The sequence below is a fragment of the Rhizobium freirei PRF 81 genome (assembly GCF_000359745.1).
Lineage (GTDB): Bacteria > Pseudomonadota > Alphaproteobacteria > Rhizobiales > Rhizobiaceae > Rhizobium > Rhizobium freirei.
Window position 1 is genome coordinate 15,617 of record NZ_AQHN01000096.1, and the last position, 25,779, is coordinate 41,395.

General features: G+C 58.1%; 26 protein-coding genes and 1 pseudogene. 3 read left to right on the forward strand and 24 right to left on the reverse strand.

Going from position 1 to position 25,779, the window contains the following annotated elements:
- Nucleotides 1-3: 3 nt before the first annotated feature.
- From RHSP_RS32310 to RHSP_RS32395, 18 genes are all read right to left on the reverse strand, one after another.
- Nucleotides 4-1,170, reverse strand: a complete 1,167-nt coding sequence (locus RHSP_RS32310; protein ID WP_004129694.1) for an ABC transporter substrate-binding protein — start codon at nt 1,168-1,170, stop codon at nt 4-6.
- A gap of 25 nt (nt 1,171-1,195) precedes the next feature.
- The gene (locus RHSP_RS32315) at nt 1,196-2,092 is read right to left on the reverse strand and encodes an alpha/beta fold hydrolase (protein ID WP_004129697.1); all 897 of its coding nucleotides are present in this window, start codon (nt 2,090-2,092) and stop codon (nt 1,196-1,198) included.
- A complete protein-coding gene (locus RHSP_RS32320; RefSeq protein ID WP_004129699.1) occupies nt 2,089-2,472 on the reverse strand; it encodes a hypothetical protein in 384 nt (127 codons plus the stop codon). Before RHSP_RS32320 ends, RHSP_RS32315 begins: the two co-directional genes overlap by 4 nt.
- Before the next feature lie 79 nt (nt 2,473-2,551).
- Entirely contained in the window at nt 2,552-2,881 is a 330-nt protein-coding gene (locus RHSP_RS32325; protein ID WP_007636579.1) for a carboxymuconolactone decarboxylase family protein, read from the reverse strand.
- Nucleotides 2,882-3,071: 190 nt separating this feature from the next.
- Nucleotides 3,072-3,959, reverse strand: coding sequence for an NAD(P)-dependent oxidoreductase (locus RHSP_RS32330; RefSeq protein WP_037155965.1), 888 nt, complete (start codon nt 3,957-3,959; stop codon nt 3,072-3,074).
- An 88-nt stretch (nt 3,960-4,047) separates the two neighbouring features.
- The gene (locus tag RHSP_RS32335; RefSeq protein WP_013984692.1) at nt 4,048-4,731 is read right to left on the reverse strand and encodes a GntR family transcriptional regulator; all 684 of its coding nucleotides are present in this window, start codon (nt 4,729-4,731) and stop codon (nt 4,048-4,050) included.
- A 423-nt stretch (nt 4,732-5,154) separates the two neighbouring features.
- Nucleotides 5,155-6,072 (reverse strand): LysR substrate-binding domain-containing protein, encoded by a 918-nt coding sequence (locus RHSP_RS32340; RefSeq protein WP_013984691.1) that lies wholly within the window; start codon nt 6,070-6,072, stop codon nt 5,155-5,157.
- A gap of 43 nt (nt 6,073-6,115) precedes the next feature.
- Entirely contained in the window at nt 6,116-7,732 is a 1,617-nt protein-coding gene (locus RHSP_RS32345) for a ribulokinase (protein WP_004129717.1), read from the reverse strand.
- A gap of 7 nt (nt 7,733-7,739) precedes the next feature.
- Complete coding sequence (gene araD, locus RHSP_RS32350) at nt 7,740-8,444, reverse strand: L-ribulose-5-phosphate 4-epimerase AraD (RefSeq protein WP_004129720.1); 705 nt, start codon at nt 8,442-8,444, stop codon at nt 7,740-7,742.
- A 10-nt stretch (nt 8,445-8,454) separates the two neighbouring features.
- On the reverse strand, nt 8,455-9,429 hold the full coding sequence (locus RHSP_RS32355; RefSeq protein ID WP_004129723.1) for an ABC transporter permease: 975 nt from the start codon (nt 9,427-9,429) through the stop codon (nt 8,455-8,457).
- Complete coding sequence (locus tag RHSP_RS32360; protein WP_004129726.1) at nt 9,422-10,957, reverse strand: sugar ABC transporter ATP-binding protein; 1,536 nt, start codon at nt 10,955-10,957, stop codon at nt 9,422-9,424. Before RHSP_RS32360 ends, RHSP_RS32355 begins: the two co-directional genes overlap by 8 nt.
- A gap of 59 nt (nt 10,958-11,016) precedes the next feature.
- Complete coding sequence (locus RHSP_RS32365) at nt 11,017-12,087, reverse strand: sugar ABC transporter substrate-binding protein (protein WP_004129729.1); 1,071 nt, start codon at nt 12,085-12,087, stop codon at nt 11,017-11,019.
- A gap of 92 nt (nt 12,088-12,179) precedes the next feature.
- Nucleotides 12,180-12,584 (reverse strand): cupin domain-containing protein, encoded by a 405-nt coding sequence (locus RHSP_RS32370; protein WP_004129732.1) that lies wholly within the window; start codon nt 12,582-12,584, stop codon nt 12,180-12,182.
- Entirely contained in the window at nt 12,584-13,051 is a 468-nt protein-coding gene (locus RHSP_RS32375) for a cupin domain-containing protein (protein WP_004129736.1), read from the reverse strand. Before RHSP_RS32375 ends, RHSP_RS32370 begins: the two co-directional genes overlap by 1 nt.
- Nucleotides 13,052-13,060: 9 nt before the next feature.
- Nucleotides 13,061-14,563, reverse strand: a complete 1,503-nt coding sequence (locus RHSP_RS32380; protein WP_004129739.1) for an aminoacyl-histidine dipeptidase — start codon at nt 14,561-14,563, stop codon at nt 13,061-13,063.
- Between the two features lie 311 nt (nt 14,564-14,874).
- Nucleotides 14,875-15,780, reverse strand: coding sequence for a LysR family transcriptional regulator (locus RHSP_RS32385; RefSeq protein WP_004129742.1), 906 nt, complete (start codon nt 15,778-15,780; stop codon nt 14,875-14,877).
- A 349-nt stretch (nt 15,781-16,129) separates the two neighbouring features.
- Nucleotides 16,130-16,873, reverse strand: coding sequence for an SDR family oxidoreductase (locus RHSP_RS32390; RefSeq protein ID WP_004129750.1), 744 nt, complete (start codon nt 16,871-16,873; stop codon nt 16,130-16,132).
- Between the two features lie 11 nt (nt 16,874-16,884).
- Nucleotides 16,885-17,667, reverse strand: a complete 783-nt coding sequence (locus tag RHSP_RS32395; RefSeq protein ID WP_004129752.1) for an SDR family NAD(P)-dependent oxidoreductase — start codon at nt 17,665-17,667, stop codon at nt 16,885-16,887.
- Nucleotides 17,668-18,116: 449 nt separating this feature from the next.
- On the opposite strand from RHSP_RS32395, the gene RHSP_RS32400 reads away from it, so the two are divergent.
- Both RHSP_RS32400 and RHSP_RS32405 read left to right on the forward strand, forming a co-directional pair.
- On the forward strand, nt 18,117-18,968 hold the full coding sequence (locus RHSP_RS32400) for an SDR family NAD(P)-dependent oxidoreductase (RefSeq protein WP_004129754.1): 852 nt from the start codon (nt 18,117-18,119) through the stop codon (nt 18,966-18,968).
- 29 nt (nt 18,969-18,997) lie between these two features.
- Nucleotides 18,998-19,699, forward strand: coding sequence for a RibD family protein (locus tag RHSP_RS32405; protein WP_004129756.1), 702 nt, complete (start codon nt 18,998-19,000; stop codon nt 19,697-19,699).
- Nucleotides 19,700-19,807: 108 nt separating this feature from the next.
- Here RHSP_RS32405 and RHSP_RS32410 read toward each other — a convergent pair whose 3' ends face one another.
- Complete coding sequence (locus RHSP_RS32410) at nt 19,808-20,581, reverse strand: DeoR/GlpR family DNA-binding transcription regulator (RefSeq protein WP_037155973.1); 774 nt, start codon at nt 20,579-20,581, stop codon at nt 19,808-19,810.
- Between the two features lie 232 nt (nt 20,582-20,813).
- On the opposite strand from RHSP_RS32410, the pseudogene RHSP_RS35815 reads away from it, so the two are divergent.
- Nucleotides 20,814-20,970, forward strand: a pseudogene (locus tag RHSP_RS35815) (Re/Si-specific NAD(P)(+) transhydrogenase subunit alpha); the annotation flags it as partial.
- Nucleotides 20,971-21,075: 105 nt separating this feature from the next.
- Here RHSP_RS35815 and RHSP_RS32420 read toward each other — a convergent pair.
- The 5 genes from RHSP_RS32420 to RHSP_RS32445 all read right to left on the reverse strand — a co-directional run bounded on the left by RHSP_RS32420 (nt 21,076) and on the right by RHSP_RS32445 (nt 25,776).
- A complete protein-coding gene (locus RHSP_RS32420) occupies nt 21,076-21,942 on the reverse strand; it encodes an N-acyl homoserine lactonase family protein (RefSeq protein WP_004129760.1) in 867 nt (288 codons plus the stop codon).
- Nucleotides 21,914-22,420 (reverse strand): hypothetical protein, encoded by a 507-nt coding sequence (locus RHSP_RS32425; protein ID WP_234705240.1) that lies wholly within the window; start codon nt 22,418-22,420, stop codon nt 21,914-21,916. Before RHSP_RS32425 ends, RHSP_RS32420 begins: the two co-directional genes overlap by 29 nt.
- Entirely contained in the window at nt 22,417-23,460 is a 1,044-nt protein-coding gene (locus RHSP_RS32430; RefSeq protein ID WP_037155979.1) for an aldo/keto reductase, read from the reverse strand. Before RHSP_RS32430 ends, RHSP_RS32425 begins: the two co-directional genes overlap by 4 nt.
- Before the next feature lie 257 nt (nt 23,461-23,717).
- A complete protein-coding gene (locus tag RHSP_RS32440) occupies nt 23,718-24,674 on the reverse strand; it encodes an L-threonylcarbamoyladenylate synthase (RefSeq protein ID WP_004129766.1) in 957 nt (318 codons plus the stop codon).
- A gap of 121 nt (nt 24,675-24,795) precedes the next feature.
- Nucleotides 24,796-25,776, reverse strand: coding sequence for an aldo/keto reductase (locus tag RHSP_RS32445; RefSeq protein WP_004129768.1), 981 nt, complete (start codon nt 25,774-25,776; stop codon nt 24,796-24,798).
- Between the last annotated feature and the right edge of the window lie 3 nt (nt 25,777-25,779).

Here is a 25,779-nt window from a genome sequence, read left to right on the forward strand (position 1 = left end):
GGCTTACTGGGCTACCGGCTTCCAGGGATCGGCAGGACGCTCGAAGTACTGGTCGGCAATCGCACTTGGGAACCATCCGTCCGCCTTCGGTTCGACGAAATCAGTCGAGTTCAAATCGCAATCCTCGGGGATCGCAGCGCGAACGTCATCGATTGTGAACGGCAGGACTGGGCGCAGGAAGGACTGCACCTTTGGCCCCTGCCCTTCGAGCGTGCGGAGCATGATCTCCCACATCTGCTGCATCTCGCGGCGCGGCGGCCAGATATGGAAGCCGGCATCAATCCATTCCGGATTCTTGCGCCAGTAACATGCCGCCGAAGCCTCGCCGCCCAGCGTAATCGGCACCATGTCGCGGCCCGACTGGAGCATGGCGTTCAACACGCCGTTCTCCTGCGCGCCCTGTGTCAGAATACCGTCAATCTGGATGGGGTTCGTCGCCAGAAATTTCTGCACCTCGACCTGTGCTACCTGGTCGGTCCACTTGCCAGCCACTTCGCCGACAATCTTGATGTCGGGATACTTTGCCAGCGCGTCTTTGGCGGCCTTGTCGAAGCTGTCGGATGAGGCGAAGCCAGGGATGCCCGACACGAGAAGCACGTTGCCTTTCTTGCCGATCTTGTCTGCGAGCCAGGTGGCCATCTGGCCCCCGCCCTGCGCGTGATTGGCAGCGCCGTTGATCGCGTAAGGCGACGTCACGTATCCTGAAAACGAGAAGACAGGAACGCCTGCCTTATAGGCGTACTCAATCGTCTGGTTGAGAGCGGTGACGTTCGAGCAGCAGATGATGATGGCATCAACACCATCATCAACCATCTGGCGCATCTGCTGGATCTGGACGGCGTCCTTGAGGTCGGACTGGGTGACCACGACTTCAGATACGAGCCCCGCTTTTTTGGAGCGCGGCAAGAGGTCATTCATGACGGCATCGAGGGCCGCTGCGCGCCACGTATTGCCGGCATAGCTACTGGCGTAGCCGATCTTCCAGGGCGGTCCCTTCTTCGGTTTGAAGTCCTTGTAGGCACTCGCTCCGAGCGGAACCTGCGGGTCGACGACCTCGTAGATTTTCTTCTCGTTGGCGGGGAGCTGGTCGACGCCGTCAGCCCAGGCCGTGGTCGTCAGGGCGCTGACCGCGATCAGCGCCCCCATGGTTCCGGTTAAACTCCGTCTCATTGGATGCTCCTCCCAAGAGATTGTTTCAGGCGACTTTCGCCCTGGTTGCGGATGCCTGCCGGATTTCCTCGAGGATCGGCAGCAGGTATTTTCTGAACTCGGTGTAGTCTTCGGTGACCGGGAAATGACCGAGCTTCTCCATCGTCCAGAACTTGCTGCCCTTGACGAGATCGGCGGCGATCTTGGTGTCGGCCGGGGAGGTATTCGGATCGTATTCGCCCGTCAGGAAGTACAGCATGCACTTCGACGTATCGATCTTGCTCGCCTCTTCGGGTGAGACATTGTGGTCGTAGTAGTAGTAATAGAGGTCACCTGCGAAGACGCCCGGACCGCCGCAGCTATATTCCCACTGGATTTCGCGGACATTGGCTTCTGGTGAGTAGGGCGAGATATTGAGCATCATGGCCGCGCCGATGGAGGTGCGGTTCACGTTTGGGTTGTCGAATTCTTTCCGAATGCCTGCCATGCCGACATCGACATATTCGGCAGCCGAGCGCAGTGCCCCTTCGACGGAGATGGTAGCGCGGAAGTTGTCGGGGTAATTCGACGCCAGATCGATAGCAAGATGTCCGCCCATCGAGCTACCCATATAAACGGGGCGGTCCAGACCAAGGGCTTTAGAGAGTTCCAGTTGGAAATCCATCATGAACTTCTTGGTCATGTTGTACTCTTTCTCCCACCAGCGAACGCCGTGTGGAGGAAGAGACTTCCCGTGATAGGGCAAGTCGAACGCGATGACGCGGAAGTTCTTGGTCACGTCTTCGTCGCAGAGCGTGTGGCGGTACTGGCGGCCGTCGGAGCCCGCCGTATGACCGACAAGCAAGGGAATGCCCTCTCCGGCTTCCTCGTAATAGACGCGATATTCGATGCCTTCGATCGTCAGGTAGACGTAACGGCCCGTGATTGGATCATGCCTGGTCATGCTGCTACTCCTTCCGGGCGGGCTTCGCGCATCAGGTTCGTCATGCGATTGAGCGCAGGGAGATACGCGAAGGTTTCGTTATTGTTGCTAAGGAACAGACCGTGTTTGATGTTTGACGACTGCAGGCACTGATAAAACGGCCGCGGCTTCTTCTGGAGAAGCGCGTCCCACTGTTCACCCGTGCCCCGGATGACGATCTTGCACTTCTCGTCGTCGTAGGCGGCTTCTTCGACCTTCACCATCTTGCCGTCTTCGAAGTGGAGTGCGACGCTGCGGCTAGGAAAATCGCATTTGATAATGCCGTTGAGATAACGGGTTTCGCGCTTGAACTCGAAGTCCTCCAGCGCCAGTTTTTTGAACTTCTCGAGATCGATGGCCAAGTTCGGCTCCTCCCTGGTTAAAACGGCGCGGCCGATCCACGCCTTTCAAAATTTTCCGCCACGCCCAGCGGCGGCGGCTTCAGATGCCCATTTCGTTGAAGACCTCCTGGGCGTTTCGGAAGCTGTCGATGCCCGCCGGTACGCCGGCGTAGATCGCGACCTGCAGGAAAATCTCCTGGATTTCCTCCTTGGTGAGGCCGTTGTTGATCGCGCCGCGCACGTGCCCCTTGAGCTCATGCGGACGATTGAGAACGGAGATCATGCCAAGGTTCAGAATGGACCGCGCGCGCCTGTCGAGGCCTGGTCGATTCCAGATCTCGTTCCAGCAATACTCAGTGACGAGCTGCTGCATAGGCCAGGTGAAGTCGGTCGCCTTACCGAGTGCTGCGTCGACATAGGCATCGCCCATGACTTCACGACGCGTCGCCAGCCCTTGAGCGAACTGTTTCGAAGGGACAGGCCGCTCCTTGCCGTGTGTTTTCACTTTCGTTTCTTTCGTGGCGGTCATTCGACAACGCTCCTAGCTTTACTGTCTATGACAAGATCAACTGATTGTCCGACAATCTGTCTGTTTCGCCCGAATTCGCGAGTTTCCGGGGCTAATTGTGATCTTCGACGTATCGGATGATGCGGGTGTGGTCCTCGGATGGGCCTAGCGCCTTCTGTGCAGCATCCCAGGCGTCTGCCGTGCTGGCGAGAGCATCGAGGCGAAGACCAAGCGTCTTGGCGAGATCGGCGGCGATGCGGATATCCTTGGCCATCAGGCCAATGGCAAATCCCGACCCGAACGTCTCAGAGAGGATGAACTGCTTCATCTTCACTTCGGTGGCGTTGTTCTTTCCAGACGACGAGTTGAGAATATCGACGATCGTCGCCGGCTCCAGGCCGAAGGCACGTCCAAGAAGGACACCCTCGATCGCCGCCAGCACACCTGCACCGGATACGAAGTTGTTAATCGCTTTCATCGCGTGACCCGAGCCAACTGGCCCCGTCCGGAACACCTGTTGTCCCACTGCCTTCAGCAGCGGCTCGGCCTCCTCGATATCAGCATCCTCCCCACCGGCCATGATTGTCAAGGTGCCGGAAACGGCGCGCTTGACGCCTCCGGAGACCGGGGCGTCAACCAGCCGAAGGCCACGAGAAGCAAGTTCGAGACCGAGTTCCCTTGTGTCGTTTGGAGCAGACGAACTCATGTCTATGACGACGGCATTCTGCTTCAGGCCGCCACAGGCGTTTTCGGCCAGCAGCGCCTCGCGCACGATCTTGCCGTTCGGAAGCATGGTGATCACGAAACTGGCCCCGACCATGGCGTCAGAAATCGTTTCGGCGGCTCGCCCGCCCGCATCAGCGAGCTTTATCTTGGCGTCTTCCGAGAGGTCGAAACCGACGACATCGAAGCCCGCCGAAATGAGATGTTGAGCCATAGGTTGGCCCATCGCGCCCAGCCCTATAAAGGCCACGCGCGTTGCGTTGAGTGTCGATGGCATTTTTTCCTCCGGACGCGTGCGAGCAATGAAACCCGCCTTCCTTCAGAGAGGATTAAAAAGATTATCAGACAATCTGTCAATCGAAATTTTAAGTTTCTGGCGCTGCGTTCTTCCGGAGGTATTCAAGTGCGACCTTGGCAGCCTGGTCGATATGGAATTTGCAGGCCGCCGCCGCCAACGGCCCGTTGCGATTCTGGATTGCGTTCGCAATATCCCTAATTTCGGCAATGCTATGCGCAAGCCGTCCCGGTTGCGTCATGGTTGTCATTCGAAGGAGATTTATCCGATTATGCAGAGCTGTCAGCATTTGCCTTACGAACACGTTTTTGCTGCCGTCCATCAAACAGTTGTAAAACGCGTTTTTCGCATCTATGAGGCGCGCACCGACGCCACTTTCGGCAGCGGCTTCGAATTCGACCACTGCGGCTTGAAGTTTCGCTATGTCCGCGGCAGTGCCATGCTCAGCGAACTGCTGACCCGCGAATCCTTCAAGAAGAGCCCGAACAGTATAGAGTTGCTGCGCTTCCTCGTAAGTGATCGTACTGACGACCGGCCCCTTATGGGGATAGCTTGTGATGATGCCTTCAGCTTCGAGCTGTCGCATTGCCTCGCGAACCGAGGTCCTGCCGACGCCCAGCATTTCGCAAAGTTCTCGCTCTACCAGTCGCTGGCCGGGCTTAAATCGCCCACTGGCTATCGCCTGACGCAGAGTCTCCTCAACTTTTACGCGCAAAGTCGCACTTTGTCTGGATATCTGTAGGTCCGTCTGCATCGCCCGCCAACACCTGTAATCGGCTCACGCCGCGCTAAATCATTCTCTACATATGGAGGCATTCGCTCTTAATATCAATCCAGATTGTCTGAGAGCTGCCAGTCTCAGTTGATCTCTTCGCGACAGCTTTGCCTGCTCGTCGTGTCTGACAGCCATAGACTTGCGGGCTCTTAACTCGCGGATAGCGCCGCCGGGAGCGCGATCTGACACGGTCCTACAGCTATGGCCTTGAAGTCGTCAGCGCAGAGACTGGTGAGAAGGACAGTAGACGGCGCATATCGTGCTCGGTGGCCGCTCGCCTCGCAATCGCAAAAACTTCAAAAAATCTCGAGGCATGGCTAAGAGAAGGTTGGGCATCACGCATATTGCTGTCTCGGCGTTTCAAAGAACGCCGGACGATCTTGCTGCCCGTCAGAGGTTCGATCAGCCTCGCGCCCGCATTTCAGCCGAGGCAGTGTCTTCAAGCCATACGTTTTCGAGCCATTGCTTGAACGCGTTGACCTTTTCTGATCTGAGCCGCGAGCGGACATATGTGAGCGTGTGGCAACGAAGGTTGGGGCCTGTCATCCCGAACGGAAGGACGAGGTTACCTCTTTCCACATCCCGTTCAAGAAGCCGGTAGCTCTCCAGGCACACGCCGCGTCCTTCGACAGCGGTCGCAATCGCCATAAACGCATCGCGAAATCGAGCGCCGCGATTGACGTCAATCGCCAAGCCGTGGTCCTTCGCCCATTGTTGCCAGCTGTAAAGCGTCTGCTCCGACTTGATTAAGGTGTGGCCCACCAGATCCGATGGCTTGCGTATGGGCCGCTCGCCATTCGCCACCTCGGGAGAGCAGGCTACGACGATTGTCTCAAGGGGGAACTCCTCCGCCGCGATAGAGCCCAGTCGAGGAGCGCTGCCGTAGCAGATATCGACATCGACCGAGCCATCGGACAATTTTGCAGGATCCGATGTAGACAGAAGCCTGATTTCGATCGAGGGATACAATTCTTCGAACCGAGGCAATCTTGGCATAAGCCATAGCGAAGCCAGACTTGAAGCACAGCCGACGCTCAGGACGTCGACGCTGTTGCGCCGGCACACCTCATCGGTCGCCTGCTCAATCATCGAAAGCGCTTCTGAAAGATCACGGTGGTATCGCTCGCCAATCTCGGTGAGCGACACGTTCCTTCCAATGCGGTGAAAGAGTTTTTCCCCAAGGTCGTCTTCCATCAGCCTGATTTGGTGGCTGATCGCCGACGGAGTAAGCTGCAGCTGAGCAGCAGCCTCGAGAAATGAACCCTTTCTGCCGGCTGCGACGAACGACTGTATTGCACGAATGGATGGAAGTGACGTCATCACGTTCTCGATCCATAGACATCTGATCTAAGAGCACAGCGGGTCATAGCAATGCTACCTTGCGCGCGGCACGGTGGCCAAACTCGGACCGAATACTCTCACCTGCAGCAATCCGCTTGATGTCTCCGAGAACTTGCGAGAAGTTTGCGAGGCTCGAGGTGCCAAAGCCCATATAGACCTGCTTGAACAGCTGATAGAGGGTCTCATAACGTCCGCGCGTGCTCGGATCAGGCTCAAACTTTCTGTAGCCCACGCACATGGCTGCCTGAGCGCTCTCGATTGATCCATGATCTTTGGATGCAAGAGCGGCGAATATTCCCGAACCGAGACCGGTCGGAATACCGTCGGGGACCAATATGGGCTTGCCTATAACATTGGCGTAGATCTGGTTGAGGATGTCGTTCCTTTGCGGGATACCTCCCCCATTAATGACGCGGTTGACTGGAACGCCGTGCTGCTCCATCCGCTCCAGGACAACCCGTGTGTGGAAAGCCGTACCTTCAATCGCGGCATACAGTTCGTCCTGCGCTGTATGGCCGAGATGCCAGCCAAGCGTCATTCCACCAAGGTCGGAGCGGACGAGAACCGTCCGGTCCCCGTTGTCCCAGGGGAGACGCATCAGACCGGTCTTTCCGCCTTCGATGCTTTCCAGGCCTTCAGCGAGCCTGGACACCGTCGTGCCGGCACGTCGTGCTATTGCATCGAACAGGTCGCCTGTCGCAGACAGGCCTGCCTCAACTCCGACAAGGTCTGGATGTGCACTCCCTGGGACGACGCCGCAAACACCGGGGATTAGCTTCACACGTTCACTAACGGCAATGATACAGGTCGACGTACCGATCACATTGACGACGTCCCCCAGACGGCAGCCAGCGCCAATTGCATCCCAATGGGCATCAAACGCACCCGTGGGAACTGGTATCCCGGGGGTCAGGCCGAGTCGTTCGCCCCAGTATGTGCTGAGCCCACCTGCGATCGAAGCAGAGGTCTGATATGTTCCGCCAATCTTCTCGCGCACGCCGTCGAAAAGCGGATCGACGCGGGACAAGAAAGCCTGCGAGGGCAAGCCACCCCATTTCGGGTTCCACATCCACTTGTGTCCCATGGCGCAGACGCTGCGCACCATGCGAGCCGTGTCGGTCACTCCGGTGAGGACCGCGGCCGCCATGTCGCAATGTTCCACGGCGGTCCCAAAGCGCTCGCGCTGGTCGGGATTGTGGCGCATCCAGTGGAGAAGCTTGGCAAAGCCCCACTCGTGGGAATAGGTTCCGCCGCACCATTCAATTGCTTCAATGTGCATGTCGTGCGCCATCGCCGTTATCTCTTCGGCTTCCGCTTTGGCGCGGTGATCACACCAGAGGTAGTAGTCCCCCAAAGGCTGCATATTTTTGTCGACAGGCAACACCGAGGACCCCGTCGTGTCGACCGCAATCGCACGGATCTCCTTGGAATCTACGCCGCATTCGTCGATCACTCGATGCATCGCCAGCACAAGCGCTTCCATATGATCTACGTGGGACTGCGTTGCCAGGTCGGGATCGGAACGACGCCGCTCGAGAGGATATTCCGCGACGCAGGTTCCAAGGGAACCCTTCTCGGAATCAGCCAGCGTTACCCGCACGCTCAAAGTTCCGAAATCAACTCCTGCTACAATCGACATGATAATCCTACTTGGAACTGTCTGGCTGGCCGTAGGTCGCCGACTGGCCGTGCTTGCGTTGATAGTGGAGGTCCAGCAAAGCGTCGGAAATTTCTGGATCGTCCTGGTTCAGTTGCCGGGCGTGGAAGGCAATCTTGGCGACAGCCTCGAGCATCTCCGCGTTATGAACGGCGTCGGCTGCGTCCTTGCCCCAGCAGAAGGGACCGTGATCGTTAACCAGGGCTGCGGGGACGGAGAGCGGCGCATTGTTTCCGAGTGCCTCGACGATGACCTTGCCGGTGTTGCGGACGTAACCGTCTATGATTTCGTCGTCGCGCAGCTTGCGAGTAACGGGGATCGTTCCGTTGAAATAGTCGGCATGGGTCGTTCCCATGGCAGGGATACCCCGGCCGGATTGGGCCCACACCGTCGCGAAGAACGAGTGCGTGTGGACCACGGCACCGATAGACTTGAAGCTTTTGTAGAGTTCCAGGTGCGTATCGAGATCAGACGATGGTCGCAGCGTGCCCTCTAGGATATTGCCATCGAGGTCGGTTACAACGATATCTGCGACCTGCATTGCCGTATAGGAAACGCCACTCGGTTTGATGGCGACAACACGCTTCTCGCGGTCGATAGCGCTGACGTTACCGAACGTCGAGATGACAAGGCCGCTATCGTAGAGCGCGGCATTTGCATCAAGAACGGACTTGCGGAGCTCGGAATATTTCATCATCGTCTCCTCAGACCTTTTGGCGGCGACTGAAACGATCGGCTGCCACGGCGATCAGGATGATCGTGCCGATGACGACCTGGTGCCAGAAGGTGTTCACGTTGAGCAGGTTGAGCGCGTTGCGGACGACCGCCATCAAAACGGCACCTACGGCGGTTCCAAAAAGAGTGGCGCGCCCGCCGGACAAACCCGTTCCGCCGATAACCACGGCAGCTATGACATCCAGCTCGTACCCCTGGCCGGCTTCAGGCATGGCGGCTTCAAGGCGCGAGGTGAGCAGAACGCCCGCGAAGGCCGAGAGGACCCCGACCAGCACGTAAACGGCGATCTTGACCTTGTCCGTGGGGATGCCGACCAGCCGGGCAGCGTCCGGATTGCTGCCGATCGAGAGAACGAAACGGCCGAAACGCGTGTAATAGAGAAGGTAGAAGGCGATCGCGAAGACGATGGCGGTCAGAATGACCGGAACAGGAACACCGCCGGCATAGCTCTGGCCGATCATTCGGAAGGCGGGGTCGGAGGCTCCGACGATCGGAATACCCTGAGTGTAGACCATCACGATACCGCGGCTGATGACCATGATGGCCATTGTGGCGATAAAGTCCGTGATCCCGACCTTGGTGATCAGGATGCCGTTCACCAGTCCGATCACCGCACCGACCGCAATCCCGCCTGCGCATGCCAGAGGAACGGGATAGCCAAGCACAATCAGGTTTGCGGTCACAAGACCGCTCAGCGCGAGTGTCGAACCGACGGAGAGGTCGATGCCCCGCATCCCGATCACAAAGGTCGTTCCAAACGCGATTACGGCAATAGGGACCGCCTGACGAAGAACGTCAGTCAAGTTGCCGAAGGTGAAAAACCGCGGAGCGGCAAAGCCGAGCGCCACCAGAAGAACGACGAAGGCCAGATAAACGCCGGCATTGCCGCCGCTGCGTGCGAGCGTAAGGGGCGAGCGCGGGCGTGTAGCTGCAATATCAGCCATGGATACCTCCCTGAAGATGATGGCCTTGCGGCGGCCTCACCGAATGAAGAGCGAGTGTTTCTTCCTTGGAGGTCGCCGCATCGACGACCGCCGAGATCCGTCCTTCGAACATGACCGCGACCCGGTGACACAGTCCAAGAAGTTCCGCGTTGTCGGCGGACACCACGATGACAGCACAGCCGTCTTTCGCAGCAGCCTGGATGAGGGTGTAGACCTCGGCCTTGGCACGCACGTCGACGCCACGCGTTGGCTCCTCAAGCATGAGCACCTTTGGCCGGGTGAGCAGCCAGCGAGCAAGCATGACTTTTTGCTGGTTACCGCCGCTCAGCGATGTGATGTCGGCACCGGGGCCGTCGCATTTCACGCCGAGCTTGGCGATGTAGCCGGAGGCAATCTCGCGCTCCTTTTTCGGCATCAACGTGATTTTGCCGAGCGTTCGAAGGTTGGCGATAGAGAGGTTCCAGCCGACATTGTGTTGTGGAAAAATCCCCTCGGTTTTACGTTCGGCGGGCAAGAAGGCGACGTGTTGACGAATAGCGTCCGTCGGGTCCGAAATCGCCGCTTGCTTTCCGTCGATCAGAATCGAGCCGGTCTCATGCGGGATCTGCCCGAAGATCGCCCGCAGGAGCGCGCTCTTGCCTGATCCTTCGAGACCCGTGACGCCGAGGATTTCACCCTGGGCTACCGAGAAGGTGATGTCTTCGAAGACACCACTTTTCGTCAAACCGCGAACGTCCAACGAGGGTTCGGACCTTGCCGGGACGCGGGGAGGAAACTGTTTTGCGAGAGAGCCGCCGATCATCGCACTGACGACCTTGTCTACGTCGAGCTCCGATACGGGCAGGTCTGCGACCGCGCTGCCATCGCGCAAGACCATCACGCGGCTGACGATGCCGAGGAGTTCCTGGATCCGGTGAGACACATATATGAGAGCTTTACCGGCCTGCTGAAGCTTCTTAATGATGGCGAACAGCTGTTTGCGTTCGACCTCCTCGAGCGCTTCGGTCGGCTCGTCCATGATGATGATGTCGGCGTTGCTGCTAATGGCTTTGGCGATCTCGATCATCTGCCGATGCGAGAGGCTAAGCTCTCGAACTGGCCTGTCGAGAGGTACGTCGACGCCTAACTCGCCCTTCAGGATACGCGAGGCGGCTGCCCGCATGGCCGGATGGTCAAGCGGTGATGCACTTGCACGCCCGTGGCGCAGCTCCCTGCCCGCGAATATATTTTCGGCGGCGTCAAAGTCCGGAAACAGGCTCAGCTCCTGGTAGATGATCGCGATGCCGGCCCTGGACCCGTCTTTGGGATTGTTCAGATCGACCACCTTACCTCTGACAGCAATGGTGCCTTCGTCGCGTGCATATGCACCAGAGAGGATTTTCATGAGCGTCGACTTGCCTGCGCCGTTCTCACCGACCAGGCCGAGAACCTCGCCGGGATTGAGTACGAGCTCGATGCCATCAAGCGCCTTCGTGTTGCCGAAGCGTTTGGCAATGCCTTTCATCTCGAGCAGCGGAGCGTTTGTCATTCAGGTCGCCCTTTTTGAGTGGGCGGCCCCGCGCGAGGCGGGGCCGCGTACTGTCACATCTACTTCTGCTGGACGTAGACGTAGTCGTTCTGATCGAAGGTCTTGATGTTCTTCGCATCGTAGGTTTTGGGCGCCACGAAGATCTTCTTCGGCAGGGCGGTGCCCTTCATCACGAACTCATCCACCGCTCGAATGATGTTGCGACCTTCTTCCTTGGCCCCGGTGTCGACCGTTGCTGCAAAGTCGCCGGTGAGGATCGCGTCGTTGGCTTCCTTCATATTTTCGTAGCCGACGATTGCCACCTTGCCGTTCAGCCCCTTAGCCTTGAGAGCCTGCAGACCGCCAAGGGCCATCTCGTCGTAGAGCGCGACGAGGACTTCGATATCGGGGTTGGCGGTGAACATGTTTTCAGTCACCGACAGGCCTTGGGCACGCACCCAGCCAGCCGGCTGCTGAGCGACGATTTTGAAGTTGGGGTGCTTCGAGATGACCTCGTTGAAACCCTTCATGCGCTGGCTCGTATGCGGACCGGGCAGGCCCTCCAGGATCCCGAGCTTGACTTCCTTGTCGCCATAGGTGTCAACCAGCCATTGCGCCTGCGCACGACCACCGTCACTCTGGTCGTAGCCGATATCGCTGACATAATATGGGTTGTCGGCGACGGGTGAATTGAAGAGGAAGATCGGAATGCCCGCCTCGGTGGCGCGCCGGATGGAGGGCAGCAACGCGCCTTCGTTGTATAAGGCAACCGCGATCGCATCCACACCGTCGTTGATCCAGGCTTCCATGGTCCTGATCTGGTCGTCCGTGGCAGACTGGCTGCTCGGAGCTTGCACGAGAAGCTGGATAGTGCCGTCGCCACCGCGCTTATCGATTTCTTCTTTCACGCCAGCCAGAACACGCTGATAGTAGGTGTCCATCGCCGTCGGCAGGAAGCCGACCTTGAGCGGGCGGTTATCCTTCTTAGCGGGTTTGACTTCCTGGCCTGTGGGCTTGATGTCCTTGTCCATCAAGATGCCAGGAAACACCTTCGAATAATCCAACTGCTGTGCAAGCGCTGGGCTGAAGGAAAGCGAAGCGGTGAGCCCGAGAGCAGCACCGAAGATTAACGTCCGTCTGAAAATTGTCACATGATCCTCCCTGGTGGTGACAAGACAAAGTTTTCCCAACCGCGGAACGGGTCCGCGGCGAAGCTTGGCAATCTGAGATTCAAATCTTCGGCTTACAGTCCCGGTGCGATCGTGAAGACCATCCGGATCGGGTTGGAGCCGTAGTTTAGGCACTGGTAGCTGATGCCGCCGGGCAGGAAGAAAGACTCGCCGTCACGGATGTGAAAGGTTTCGTCGGTATCCGCCAAATAGAAGGTTGCGGGGCCTTGCAGAACGTAGAAGACTGCGTCCCCTCCATGGCTGTCGGGTTCGCTCGCGCGCGGTCCAACGCCACCCACAGGGATAGTCAGCTCTCCGACGTGCATGTAATCGTTGCTGACGCAGAACTGGATGAGAACGGGATGATCGCGGCCGGAGACGATGTTCAGACGATCGCTTTTTGCGACCTTCACCAGGTCGCCCCTCTTGCGCGCCTGAGCGCCGTCTACTGGATAGGCTCCGAGTTTCTCAAGGCTCATCACGCTCTCCCTTCGTGCTTATAGAGGCGCGTCGGCCCGTCATAGCCGGTCGGAGGGCCATTCTCGTCCCAGATACGCGGTGCGATGCAAAACAGGATAACTGCAGCCTTGTCGCTGAAGTTATAGCCGCGATGCGGAGCGCCCTTGGGGATAAGCACCGCGTCACCGGGTCCGAGTTCCTCTGTCTGCCCGGTTTCGGGGTTTAGGAGATGCACAACACCTTCGAGGACATAGTACACCTCGTCACCCGCGTGAATGTCGGCCGGGTCGAAGTTGCTTCCCGGCGCGAGCTGATAGATGCCAGTGGTCTGCTGGTCCGTGCTGGCGAGCAGGTAGTTGAGGTCGCTCGAGTACGGCTTCGTCCCCGTATAGATGAACATCTTGTAGCTATCGCGCGTCAGATGGACCGGCTTCTTTTCGCTGGGCGGATGTGGGAAATTGCCGAAGTAGCTTGGCAGTTTTGGCATTTTAGTACCTTAGGTCCGGAGTTCGCGGAGCAGCGACTTGAGAAGCCGCCAGGTCGGATCGACTGTCGTGTGGTTGAGGCGCTCGCGCGTGGTGTGGACGTCGAACGCTTCCGGTCCGATCGACAGCATGTCAATGTCAGGAACCTTCTTTCGAAAAAGGCCGAGCTCGAGACTGGAGTGAGAGACTTCCACATGTGGCTGCTCGCCGAACTCGCGCTCGTAAGCGGCTTTGGCGGCGTTGAGCATTCGCGAATGAGGATTGTATGGCCATTCCGGGCAATCCGCGAATGTCTCCACGCTCGCGCCGTTGCCGATGAGTTCTGACAGCTGCCGGATTTTGTCGACGATGTTGTAGCGACGGGAGCTGACGGCGCTTGGGACCGTATTGACGATTTCGATGGCCTCTTTATCGCTTGAAAGCAACGCCACGGTGTTGGAGCTCTCGACGAGGCCCTCGACTTGAAGGCTTTTGCTCTGGACGCCGTTGGGAAGCAGGTTCAGGGCATCGACCAGCGCCCGGGCGGACTGAGCCGAGAAGACTTCAGTAATCTGCCTCCCTGACTCGCTGACTGTGACCTTGAGGTTGGGATCGCTTGCTTTGTACTCAAGCGCAATCGAAGCCGCTTCCGCTTCAATTCTCTGTCTGAGATCGACAATCCGCGAGGCATCGATCGAAATGATCGCCTCCGCCTCACCCGGGATAACGTAACGGTTCACGCCACCCTTGACTTCGGCTACGCTGGCCCCAGCATCCCGGATGGCAATCCGGAGCAGCCGTCCGAGCTGGACGATGGCGTTAGCGCGTTCAAGATGGATGTCGAATTCGGAATGACCGCTGCTCAGGCCGGAGATCCGCAGCGAAAGGGCGGCCTGCCCCGAAACGCGCGGTTCGCACTGAACCGGAATCTTGAAGCGCACTGAAATATCGCCAGCGCAGCCTGCGAAAAGCGACTTGGGATCGTGCCAGTTCATGTCGAGAAGGCGCTTACCGCTAAGCTTTGTGCCGTCGAAGTGTTGTGCGCCGCCCTTGCCGACTTCTTCTTGAACCGTCAGGACGACTTCAAGCGGCGGATGCGGGATATCGTCGGATGCCAGCAACGACATTGCGAAAGCCACACCAACGGTGTTGTCCGCCCCAAGGGTTGTCCCCGTCCCATGGATGAAATCGCCGATAACCTGAAGTTTGATGCCTTCGTTCTCAAAGTCGTGGTCAACACCCTCGTCGCTCTCGCAGACGATGTCGGTATGCCCATGAAGAATGACGGTCGGCGAGTTTTCGTAGCCGGGTGTGCCCGGCTTCTTGATGAGGAGATTGTAGATCTCGTCCTGGTAAACCTCGAAGCCGCGTGCCCGGGCAAAATCGGCGATGTGATCGCTGACCTGCTTCTCGTTGTAAGAACCGCGCGGGATCGCACTCAGCTCTTCGAAAAAGCCAAAGAAGATCGCCGGTTCGAGACCAGCAAGAATAGAATTGTCGCGTTTATCTACAGTTTTTCCAGCGGGGAAACTCATTCGGCCCTCCTCCTAATACGGCATCTGCGCAATACTTCTTCCCTCGCCCTAGTCCGGCGACCTCGTAAACCGTATTGCATCTCATCTTACGCGCTAAGGCGATCCAGGTTCAGATGCCCTCCACGCATCGAACCATCTCTGCTTTCAGCTCCTATTTCAAACGCAATATTTCATAAAATAGATGAGCTTTTTTCATCTGAATTCGTTATAGTATAAGCTAACGCATCCATTGAAGCGCAGGCCGAGACCTCTACGAGTTTCGGATACCATGTAGGCATCTGCGTAATTTGGAGCTGGCTCGCGAGGTCCCTTCAATCGTCCGGAAGCGGCGCCTTAAGGTGGTCGAGAAACGTCCGGAGCGCGGACGGCACCTGTCGGTGCGAAACGTAGTATGCATGAAAACCCGGCCCAGTAGACGACCAGTCCGGCAGCACCACTTCGAGCAGACCAGCCGCCAGTTTGTCCTCGACGCGTGCGCGCAGGCAGTAAAAGAGACCGCCCCCCTCCTGCGCCATGCGGATGGACAGTTCTGAATCCCCGAGCGTGAGCAGTCCAGGGACGTCTAGGGTAACCATGCGGTCTCCGTCGCCAAGTTCCCATTTGCAGACGTGGTCTGTACCGGTTCGGATCCGGATGCACTCGTGCGTCAAGAGATCTTCCGGCCGCTCCGGCCGCCCTCGTTCGTTGAGATAGGTTGGAGAGCCGACGACGATCCATTCAAGTTCGGCAGTCAGACGCGACGCGATCATCCCCTCGGGAACTGTTCCTCCATAGCGGATGCCCGCGTCGAAACCCTCGGCGACCATATCGATAAAGCGATCCTCGACGCTGACTTCGATCTCGACATCGGGGTAGTTGCTGCGAAAACTGTGCAGTCGAGGAGCGATCAACAGCTCGGCGGCGTCACGCAGCGTGGTCACTCTCACCCTGCCCGTAGGACCGCTCCTGAAACTGTCCAGGAGATCCATCGCAGCCTGGATGCCGAGGAAACGGGGCTCTAGTTCGGCAAGCAGTACTTCGCCGGCGGCGGTGAGACTGATGCTCCTGCTTGTCCGATGAAACAGACGGACGCCGAGACGGGCCTCCAAACCCCTGATCGAGTGGCTGAGAGCGGAGCCGGAAACGCCGCGAAGCGCGGCCGCCTTTCGGAACCCCCCCGCCCTCGCGATCGCGACGAAAGTTTCAAGGTCGGCCAGATCGGCCCGCGTGGATACCATGAGTTATGGATACTCCCACTTCGACTGAATAAGATCGTCCTGGCCGACGCCGACCTTGCTTCAGACGGCTGGTATCTTCAATCCTTATTCAACTAACCTGGCTTTGGTATGTGATGACCACGGAAGCAGTCAAAAATTTGACATTAGTTGATCCATGTCGGATTCGGGGAGCTACGACGGGAGATGGGCCGGGTCGTTGAATAATAGCACCTCCGGGATTAATCGTCATGCAATGAAGATCATCTTGTCCACAGCCACGAGAGACGGCACCGGTTGGAACGGATACCACCTCCGCGCGGGCGGCCTGACGGTCCCGGAGGTTCAAGTTCTGAGCTTTCGAAAACGCCGGCTACCAGTCCTGCCGGGTTGGATGGACGACAATGTCGTTGATCGTGATCTCCGGGGGCTGATCTAGGGCATAGACCACGGCTTCAGCCACCGACGACGGCGGAATACCTTGCTTGTTGAGCTCTCCGGCGATCTTTCTGCCCGTCTCGTCATGAACCTTGTCGGCCCAGCCGGTATCGATCACGCCAGGGCTGATCATAGACACCTGGATCCCACTTCCCACGCCCACCTCCTTTCTGAGGCTTTCGGTGATACCGCGTATAAAGAACTTCGTGGCTCCATAAACGCCTGCCGCCTCGCCGACATGAACGCCGGCGATAGAGCTCATATTCAGGATGCGGCCGGACCGGCGCTCCAACATCGACGGCAGCACGGCGGCAATCGCATGTAGATAGCCACGCAGGTTGGTATCGATCATCTTGTTCCAATCGCCGACCGCGGCATCCTTCCAATAGGAAAAGAGCATGAGGCCCGCATTGTTGACCAATATATCGACCGGGCCGTACGTCGTCGTGGCGAACGGGACGAGGGCCTTGGTACTCTCAAAATCCGTGGCATCGGCAACCTTGTAGCTGGCAATACCTCCGGAACCGGCGATGTCTTCGACAATCTGACTGAGGCGTTCCTCATTGCGGCCGGCAAGGACGACGCGCGCACCTTTTTCCGCCAATCCTCTGGCGGTCGCTGCTCCAATGCCCGAGGAAGCTCCCGTGACGATTGCGACCTTGTCTTTCAGATGTGCCATGATGTGCTCCTTCACTGCGGTTGGGTCAGTTCGGCTTGCCGGGCGGCTTTAACAGGCTCTGGGGTTGTCCGGTTTTCCAACACCTGCCGCTTGGTTTTCTGGTCTCCGCCGACGACATGGTCGATGTCGTTCATGAGGGCCTCGAAGCCCTGCTTGGCGACGAGCGTCTTGTCGTTTTTCTGCTGGCCACCGAGCTTCGTATCGCCCATCCCAGCGTGCGCGTGGAAGTCGCTGTTGGTGGCGCCCGGAAGGAGTGCCGTCACCGTGACCCCGGTCGAGCGCAACTCCTCGCGCAGAGATTCCGCGAACATGTAACCGAATGCCTTCGACGGGCCGTAGACGGTTTCGTATGGCGTGGGCAGGGTCGCCGAAACCGAGGAGGTGATGAGGATCCTGCCGCGGCCGTTCTTGACCATATGTTGGACGACGCGTTTGGCCATATGGACGGTCCCAGTGACATTGATTGCAAGCAGGCGAAACTCATCCTCGAGATCGTTATCGACGAAGGCGCCGCCGATACCGATACCCACGTTCAGAGCCGCGGCTTCCAGTGGGCGCCCCAGCCCCTCCGTGAAGGTCCAGAACCCCTCAACGCCATCGTATGTCGAGGCATCCGCTTTGAACGGATACGCTTCGGCGTCAAGGCTTCGTAGCGCATCGGCGGCCTCGTTTACCTTGTCGCTTGAGCCTGAAATAGCAACGTCAAATCCATTCTTGGCGAATTGTTTGGCAAGCTCGAAGCCTATTCCAGATGAGCCGCCCGTGACCATTGCGAGTGGTTTATTACCAGTCATGATTTCACTCCTTTGGTTTTATCAGCACCACGATCGCCTCGAGGCGCCGGTGACCTAATGCCCGTGGAGCCGGTTGGTTACATGAGCAAAATCGATCGGGGCGGTGAGCAAAAATCAACCACCGATCTGGCAGATACCAGGAGTGAGGGACCTTTTGGTCGCGTCCGCAGCCAAATTGACGAGGCATTCCCGACGTCACGAAGGCACCCAAGAGTGAACACCCCTCATCGGTGCGTGCGATCCAGCTCACTTCAAGTGGTCGGCGGAGTGGCCTATGTTGTTAGGAGGATGAGCTGTCGTTCGCAGCCAGCAGATATGGTCCGACCACACAAGCGCCCGCGTAGCGCTGGTGCGCTTCTTGCGCTGGTGCCTTCGGCTGAGAAAATCCACCGCGACGGCGTGTCCGGCACACCTTCCAGCGGTGACGTCCAATGACGGGAAAGACAAAGATGAGCGAGAGAATGAACAGTATCGTTGCTCCTGGCCGCGTTGCGGTCATCACGGGAGCTGCGAAGGGCATCGGCTTGGCAATCGCGAGGGCTCTCGCGGCCCGCGGCATGAAGCTCGCATTGTTGGATCTCGACACCCACGCACTTGATGATGTTACCTCGACACTCGATACGGACACTCTGGTTGTGAGCGGCGACGTCTCGGATCTATCGACACTGACGAGGTTGCAGGACGAAACGCTCTCTCGGTTTGGCGACGTGGCCATCCTTGTAAACAACGCGGGCATTACGCAAGGAGCCGGCCCCTGGGATGATCCTGTAAAGTGGCGACGCCAGATCGATGTAAACTTCGGAGGTGTTCTAGCCGCACAACACGTCTTCGTGCCCTACCTGATCAAGGCAGCCCGACCATCGGCGGTCGTCAACCTCGGCTCCAAGGAAGGAATTACAACTCCTCCAGGCAATGCCGCCTATTCGGTGGCAAAGGCAGCTGTCAAGGTGCTGACCGAACAGCTGTCGCACGCGCTTTTGAAGGAGACGGGAGGTCGTGTATCGGCTCATCTCCTCGTCCCTGGCTACACGTGGACACCCATGAACATCGCACTCAAGCCGAAGGGCGCTGCCATGCCCGATGAGGCATGGACCGCAGAGCAGCTGGTGGAATACTTCCTGGCCCGTCTGCTCGACGAGGACTTTTACATCATTTGTCCTGATAACGCGGTCACGTCTGCGATCGATGCCAGACGGATCCGCTGGGCGGCCGACGACATGATCCTGAACCGGCCGGCGCTTTCACGCTGGCACCCCGACTGGATGGATAAATTCGCAGCCTGGTTGAAGGCAGACCACTGACGGTGGAATGTTTGTAGAGGAGTAATCCAATGCCCAGACCCCATGTAATCTGTCACATGATGTCGCCACTGGACGGTCGATTGATCGTCAATGATTGGGCCGAGGCGACCGGCCATTCGGTGGAGGAACTCGTGAAGGTCTATGACGACCTGCATGAGAAGATTGGTGCCGACGCCTGGCTTTCGGGAAGAGCGACAGGCGAGGAATTCGCAGACGCCGTCGACCGTCCCTATGAAACAACCGGCACAGCACCGCGGCCGATCCATAACGCCAACCCGGATGCCAACGAGTTCGCTGTTATCGTTGATAAGGACGGTCGGCTACGCTGGGACAAGAACGACATTGAGGGTGCTCAACTTATCGTCCTGACAGGATCTGACGTGGATGATGCTTACCTGGCGGGCCTCACCCAGGCTGGCGTTTCCTATATCGTATCGGAGAAAGATGGCGTCGATCTGAAAAACGCGCTCGATGTTCTCGGCACCGAATTCGGTGTGAAGCGCTTGATGCTGGAAGGCGGGGCGCAAACCAATGGCCATTTCTTGAATGAGGGTCTTGTTGACGAGGTCAGCCTAGTCATCTTCCCTGCGATCGGAGGCAAGTCGAATACACCGGCCATATTCGAGGGCGGTGAGGATGGGCTTGCCGGCGGGGCGAGGCTCACGTTTATCAGCGCCGAAGCCGCTGGCCTCGGCTCCGTCCATCTGAGATATCGCGTTGGACGTCCGTAGGAGACGTCCATAGGAGAAGACTGTAGAAGGGATCCCCCCAATCGGAGGGCCCAGCTTGAGATGGACAGGTGCCGCCTTGCGCGGCATCTATCCGAAGGATGGCGATATTCACTTGCTCTCCTGCGATGCCACTCGAAGTGGCACATTGGCTCCTTCCAAAGCCGCGCGGACGTCGACTGACGGTTCCTGGTCGGTGATGATAACTTCGAACTCGTCAATGGTGGCCAGGACATGAAGAGCGGTATGATTGAAGCGCTTATGGTTTAAGAGCAGGCAGCGACGCGCGGCGCTTGCAATCATCGCTCGCTTCGAGCGGACAACGTCATCATCCATATGGTAGACGCGCAATCCAGAAACTGCCGGCGTTGAGATAAAGGCGATGTCGGCGCTGAGACGCGACAGTGCCTGTTCGGCGACGACGCCGAAAAAACCATTGAACTTCATCGAATAGCGTCCACCGACCGCAATCAGGTTGATCCCTGATTCCGTCTTGAGCCGATCGATGACCGCCGCATTGTTGGTGATCACCGTCAGCGGCCTCCTCTGTGGCAGCAATTCCCCGAGCACCGACGCCATAGATCCGTCGTTGACCATCACCGTCATGCCGGGCTCGACGAGTTCAAGGGCGGCCTCGGCCATCCGGCGCTTGGCCTCGCCCTCCTGCTGCTGGCGAAACCGGAAATCGCTTTCGAAATGGCCTCCTGCCTCGATCGTTGCCCCGCCACGGACCTTGCGAAGCATCCCTGCCTGCTCAAGATCATCCAGATCCCGGTGGATGGTCATCTTGGATACAGCGAACCGATCGGATAGGTCGTCGAGATCCACCACCCTCTGCGCGACCAACAGGTCCATAATGGCCTGCCTCCGATCATCTCTCTTCATATTTTAGTCCTCCGGCGCACTAATCCGATCCTTTAACATCAAGATCCGCCGCTACAAATCACATGCAAACATCATTTTTCGTTAGTTTGTCTTGCTCTATTCGACAACGCCACTGACGCTGCTGGCATACTGGGACACGTGAAGACGCATGATGGCGCGATTGCACCGCTCCATGCATGGCCGAAGGCGCTCATTTTGTAACGAAACAGGATGGTTTGGGGGTTCAAGCGCAAATGTCATCGCCATGGAGATGGTCCCGCGCGTCAGCCGCGCACGGAAGATGGAGGCCTTGTCCTCCATGGTCAACATCGTGGGCTACCGGGCCGTCATCAAAGCGGGCGCGAATATAGGGCTTCTTCACCGGGCAGATCACCGCAGCGGGCAAGGTGTTTGGAAAAGGCCTGTGTCACTGACACCCGGCCTTTTCTCTGCTTATCGCCTTGGAAGGACGATTGTGAACGATGCAGCTTGGTGTTCGCGCTGCTTCAAATCGATCAAACTCTTGATACGTCTCCGTCGGCCACACAAATCTCGACGAGCATGAGCTGGCGATCCGTCAGGCGCGACGGATAGATTTTTGACAGCTGCTCCTCGTGCATGGGAACGATTCGTCGTTCGTCCATACCAACGATTTTGAGCATCTCCTCGGCGGACTCGATCAGACGTGTCTGGCTGCCATTGGCAAGGCCCGGCGGCACAAAGCAGGGATCGGTGGCGTCCTCACCCGTGAGGTTGCTGTAGGTGTAGATGACGTCGCCGGACAGGACAAACTTGCCGTCTCCACCGCCCGTCTCCACCACCACATATTGCGATCCTGCGGTATGGGTGTCGAATGCCGGATAGACATGAACGCCTGGCACTAGGTTTTCCCGCTCTCCCTCCACCAGTTCCAGGCGGCCTTCGATATTTGCCTGGGTCAGATAGAGGATATCCGCCGGATTCAGTCCGGCCTGCAATGAACGGAAGCGCCGACCCTTTGCCAGAATCCACATCCAGGATTCCAATTCTTTCTTCTGAATGAAAATCTTAGCATTTGGGAAGAACTTTAGGCCGCCAATGTGATCGAAGTGCGCGTGCGTGAGGATGACATGCGTGACGTCTTGGGGCCTGATCCCGCATTCCCCGAGAACGATTTCCGGAGGCGTCCAACCGGTAACGCCGATTGAGTTGGCGATCTGGCCTCCGAAATCGGCGACGTCGTGACCGGCATCGACCAGAACGACTGCATCTCCTGACTTGATGAGTATGTATGCGAACGGCAGGTTCATCGTGCCCTGATTATGGGCGCCGTAAAAAACCCCGCTGACCGGGTGCACCGGGCTTCGAGAGTATTCAAGCACCCAGATCGAATGCGTTCCCATGGTCTTCCTCCCCATGTCCAAGTAGGGACCCTCCACAGCATGCTGTCGTGTCGAAGGTCGACGTGCCTAAGATGGCGGCCGATCGTTTCAGCTCGATCGCCGCATTTGAAAGCAGCCCCAGCAGGGGTGCATCTGAAACCAGGACACCGCGCTGCAGGTGCTCCTCCGCCTCGACAAGCAGGCCATCTGCCCGTCCAAGATGGGAGAGTGCGTGGCCCTGCCCCGCGAGACCGCGCAAGCCCGCAAGCGAGGAACGGACGGATCGCTTTATCTCTGTGGCGCGATTGGCGAGTTCTCCAATCAAGAGGCGCATGCTCTTCTCCCTCAATGCCATATGCATGAAGGAGTAGATCGCGAGGAGCTCGCCATATGTCCTGACGAGCGCCTCGAGGCATGCGCGCGCCTCCGGCGATGGAACCGAACCCACGAGCGCTTCACAGCGGAAGCCGCCGAAAACGGTGCCTCCGCTGGCCATCATCGTACAGCCGTCGGCAGCGGAGCGTTTGACGGAAGAAGGCTCGCCTCAGTCAAAGCGTCCCAAAATGCACCGGGTATTGTCTCGTTGATCGCCTTGACGTTCTGCTCGACTTCCAATGCGCTCTTTGCACCCATGACCAGCGTGGCCACTGCCGGATGCGCATAGACGAATTGCATCGCCGCTGCAGGCAAGCTCACCGCATATCTTAAGCAAATGCTCTCGATGGCCTTGACCTTTTCGACGACGGCCGCCGGAACCTTGCCGTAATCGTAAGTGGCCGCGGGACCGCTTACGCCGGTCGCGAGGATCCCGGAATTGAAGATCCCGCCGGCGATCACGGAGACGTTCCGCTGGAGCAACTCGTCGAACGCGGCCTCAAGCGGGGCATGATTCAAAAGGGTGTAGCGGCCGGCGATCAACGAGCAGTCGATCGGAAATTCACGGGCGACACCCACGACAGACTCGGCCTCGTTGACACCCAGACCAATGGCCGATACGGCTCCGCTGGAGCGAAGTTCGTCCAGTGCCTTGTAACCGGAGGCCCGCAACTGGTTCCAATAGAATTCGCTCTGGTCGCCGTGCCATGCCCGACCAACGTCATGCACGAGAAGAACGTCAATATAGTCTAGGCCGAGGCGCTGTTGGCTGTCTTCGAATGCGCGCATCACGCCGTCATAGGTGTAATCGTAGGTATCGAGAAACGGAAGCGGGTCGATCCACTCGATGCCGTAGACGGTCTCTAACTTCTTCGTCCTGCTTGCGGGCTTCAATACGCGTCCGACTTTGGTGCTTACCACCACGTTTTCGCGCAGCTTGTTCGCCCTGAGGGCATGGCCAAGATAATGCTCCGACTTGCCGAATCCATACATCGGCGCGCAATCGAAATAGCGGATGCCGGCCGCATACCCGGCGAGGATGGTCGCTTCGAATTCGTCGTAGGAGACATCGGCGTTGAAGCCAGAGAGCGGCACTGTGCCTAGCCCAAGCGAAGTTACCTGCACTTTGCTTTTTCCGAGCGGCCTAGTTTCAAGTTCGGTCATGTGATCATCCCTAGATGTCGATAGGAGGCGTCGAAGCGATGTAGCTTCCGCCATGCCGTCATTGTTCGGGTAAAGCCCGTGTCCCAAATGCGTGTCATGTCGCCGGCGTCTGCCGCCAACCACACCAGAAATGCTTGATGGACCTCCGTGGCCTGACTCCTCAATCGGCAAGGTGTAAGGTATAAGGTCATACCTATAGAGGCAAGCGTTTTTTGCATGCCGCCATCCGCATTTTGCGAATTGCTTAAAAATGCCGCCTACGCGCAACGGGGCGCGGCAGCTCGTCTCAGCCGATCGTTGATTGCCCTGCCAAGGCCAATCAGAGGCACAGGGGCGAATGCAATCATGTCACTCGCGCCGGCCAAGGCGTCGGCTTCACTCATGGCGGTGTAGAGGTTGCGGGCAGCTTCCTGAAGGTCACCGGAAGAAGACAGCGTCAATTGACAGCCCTCGCACTCCGGTCCGAAACCGACCCAGACCATATTGGCGGCAGGACGGTCGACATTCATCTGAACGGCGGCTTCCGGAGCATAATGGCTCTTTAGCTGGCCTGGTGCCGAGACTTTTTGGGGCCCAGTGTCCTCGTCAATCGGGCCGAGTAAAGCTTCCAGTGCCTCCCGCGGAACTGACCCGTGGCGTAGAATGATCGGAGATCCGACCAAAGACAGAATAGTCGATTCCAGGCCGTGATCGCATATGTCTTCTTCCACGATTCCCGAAATCCGTCCGTCCAACTGGCGGACAACTTCCACGAAGCGGGTCGAGGTGACCTTCCCGGAACGATTGGCTGAAGGCGCTGCCACCGGAAATCCGACGGCCCGGATCAGCCGTTGGGCGACACTCGACGAGGGAAATCGGATTGCGACATTTTTCATGCCCGCGGTAACTGCGGTTGCGAGCCCCGCGTCTTCCCGCTTTGGCAGGAGCAATGTCAGAGGTCCCGGCCAAAAGCTGGCAGCAGCCAACTCTGCCTCCGGATTGAAATGTGCCATCCTGCGCGCCATTTCCACGTCCGAAACGTGGATAATCAGGGGATTATGCCGCGGGCGTCCTTTGGCTTCATAGATGCGCTCGATCCCGGCGGGGCTGCTGGCGTCCGCGCCGAGCCCGTAAACCGTCTCCGTCGGAAACGCGACAACTTCGCCATTTCGCATGAGCCGGGCGGCAGCTTCAATCGCGCTGTCGCTGACGTCAAAATGACGGGTGGTGGTCATCTTTTTTCCTCGCGCTGGTTCTGGAAGGGAGCAGAGATCGATACGACCAAAGCCATTGGCTCAGGAGGCCCGGTTCGGCGTGCCTCCTGACAGCCTCAACGTCGTCCCCGCTGAGCCAAACTCAGTTCAAGCCGACTACGCTATGCGGCACGTATGGCTCCTCGAGTTCGCGGACCTCGTCGTCGCTTAGCTTGACGGCCAAGGAAGCGACGGCATCCTTCAGATGCTGTAGCTTCGTTGCGCCGATTATAGGAGCCGTCACGCCCGCCTTTGTGTTAAGCCACGCCATCGCAACGAGGGATCGTGGGACGTTCTTGTCGTCTGCAATCTTTGCGACGACGTCTACGACGCGGCGATCCGCCTCGTCCGCGTGACCGTAGAACCGAGCGGTGACATTGTCGGTCTCGGACCTCAAACTGCTTTCCTCCCAAGGCCGGCTGAGGCGCCCGCGAGCCAGCGGACTGAACGCGATGATCCCCACCCCTTCAGCTTTACAGAGCGGCAACATCTCCCGCTCTTCCTCGCGATAAAGGAGGTTCATCTGAGCTTGCATCGAAACGAAACGCGACCATCCGGCAGCGTCCGACTTGTAGAGCGCGCGCGCAAATTGCCATGCGTAACAATTGCTGGCTCCGATGTAGCGAACCTTGCCGCTTCGAACGAGATCGGTCAGCGCTTCCAGCGTCTCTTCGATCGGGGTCGAATTGTCCCAGAAATGAATTTGGTAGAGGTCGATGTAGTCGGTCGCCAGCCGCTTGAGGCTGGCCTCAGCCTCCGCGATGATTGCCTTGCGGGAAAGTCCGACCGCATTCGCTCCGTTGCGCATCTTGCCGTAGACCTTGGTGGCAATGACAACCTCATCACGCTGCACCATCTCCCTGAGCAGCTTGCCGATGATCTCCTCGCTGGTGCCGTCCGAGTAGGCATTGGCCGTGTCGAAGCAGTTTATGCCCTGTTCGAGTGCCTCTTTGATAAATGGCCTACTGTCGTCTTCGGACAAGGTCCAAGCATGGTTGCCGCGATCGGCGACGCCGAAACTCATGCAACCAAGAACCAGTTGCGAAATTTTGAGACCTGACCGGCCAAGCCGACGATATTCCATCTG

Excerpts from the sequence above, each read along its gene's own strand:
- RHSP_RS32330 (WP_037155965.1), bottom strand. The coding sequence starts at position 3,959 with ATGCCATCGACACTCAACGCAACGCGCGTGGCCTTTATAGGGCTGGGC.
- araD (WP_004129720.1), bottom strand. The coding sequence starts at position 8,444 with ATGAAATATTCCGAGCTCCGCAAGTCCGTTCTTGATGCAAATGCCGCG.
- RHSP_RS32400 (WP_004129754.1), top strand. The coding sequence starts at position 18,117 with ATGAGCGAGAGAATGAACAGTATCGTTGCTCCTGGCCGCGTTGCGGTC.
- RHSP_RS32420 (WP_004129760.1), bottom strand. The coding sequence starts at position 21,942 with ATGGGAACGCATTCGATCTGGGTGCTTGAATACTCTCGAAGCCCGGTG.
- RHSP_RS32405 (WP_004129756.1), top strand. The coding sequence starts at position 18,998 with ATGCCCAGACCCCATGTAATCTGTCACATGATGTCGCCACTGGACGGT.
- RHSP_RS32325 (WP_007636579.1), bottom strand. The coding sequence starts at position 2,881 with ATGGGCGATGCCTATGTCGACGCAGCACTCGGTAAGGCGACCGACTTC.
- RHSP_RS32345 (WP_004129717.1), bottom strand. The coding sequence starts at position 7,732 with ATGTCGATTGTAGCAGGAGTTGATTTCGGAACTTTGAGCGTGCGGGTA.
- RHSP_RS32395 (WP_004129752.1), bottom strand. The coding sequence starts at position 17,667 with ATGACTGGTAATAAACCACTCGCAATGGTCACGGGCGGCTCATCTGGA.
- RHSP_RS32315 (WP_004129697.1), bottom strand. The coding sequence starts at position 2,092 with ATGACCAGGCATGATCCAATCACGGGCCGTTACGTCTACCTGACGATC.
- RHSP_RS32390 (WP_004129750.1), bottom strand. The coding sequence starts at position 16,873 with ATGGCACATCTGAAAGACAAGGTCGCAATCGTCACGGGAGCTTCCTCG.
- RHSP_RS32410 (WP_037155973.1), bottom strand. The coding sequence starts at position 20,581 with ATGAAGAGAGATGATCGGAGGCAGGCCATTATGGACCTGTTGGTCGCG.
- RHSP_RS32430 (WP_037155979.1), bottom strand. The coding sequence starts at position 23,460 with ATGACCGAACTTGAAACTAGGCCGCTCGGAAAAAGCAAAGTGCAGGTA.
- RHSP_RS32370 (WP_004129732.1), bottom strand. The coding sequence starts at position 12,584 with ATGAGCCTTGAGAAACTCGGAGCCTATCCAGTAGACGGCGCTCAGGCG.
- RHSP_RS32380 (WP_004129739.1), bottom strand. The coding sequence starts at position 14,563 with ATGAGTTTCCCCGCTGGAAAAACTGTAGATAAACGCGACAATTCTATT.
- RHSP_RS32385 (WP_004129742.1), bottom strand. The coding sequence starts at position 15,780 with ATGGTATCCACGCGGGCCGATCTGGCCGACCTTGAAACTTTCGTCGCG.
- RHSP_RS32445 (WP_004129768.1), bottom strand. The coding sequence starts at position 25,776 with ATGGAATATCGTCGGCTTGGCCGGTCAGGTCTCAAAATTTCGCAACTG.
- RHSP_RS32310 (WP_004129694.1), bottom strand. The coding sequence starts at position 1,170 with ATGAGACGGAGTTTAACCGGAACCATGGGGGCGCTGATCGCGGTCAGC.
- RHSP_RS32335 (WP_013984692.1), bottom strand. The coding sequence starts at position 4,731 with ATGCAGACGGACCTACAGATATCCAGACAAAGTGCGACTTTGCGCGTA.
- RHSP_RS32425 (WP_234705240.1), bottom strand. The coding sequence starts at position 22,420 with ATGATGGCCAGCGGAGGCACCGTTTTCGGCGGCTTCCGCTGTGAAGCG.
- RHSP_RS32375 (WP_004129736.1), bottom strand. The coding sequence starts at position 13,051 with ATGCCAAAACTGCCAAGCTACTTCGGCAATTTCCCACATCCGCCCAGC.
- RHSP_RS32360 (WP_004129726.1), bottom strand. The coding sequence starts at position 10,957 with ATGACAAACGCTCCGCTGCTCGAGATGAAAGGCATTGCCAAACGCTTC.
- RHSP_RS32440 (WP_004129766.1), bottom strand. The coding sequence starts at position 24,674 with ATGACCACCACCCGTCATTTTGACGTCAGCGACAGCGCGATTGAAGCT.
- RHSP_RS32355 (WP_004129723.1), bottom strand. The coding sequence starts at position 9,429 with ATGGCTGATATTGCAGCTACACGCCCGCGCTCGCCCCTTACGCTCGCA.
- RHSP_RS32340 (WP_013984691.1), bottom strand. The coding sequence starts at position 6,072 with ATGACGTCACTTCCATCCATTCGTGCAATACAGTCGTTCGTCGCAGCC.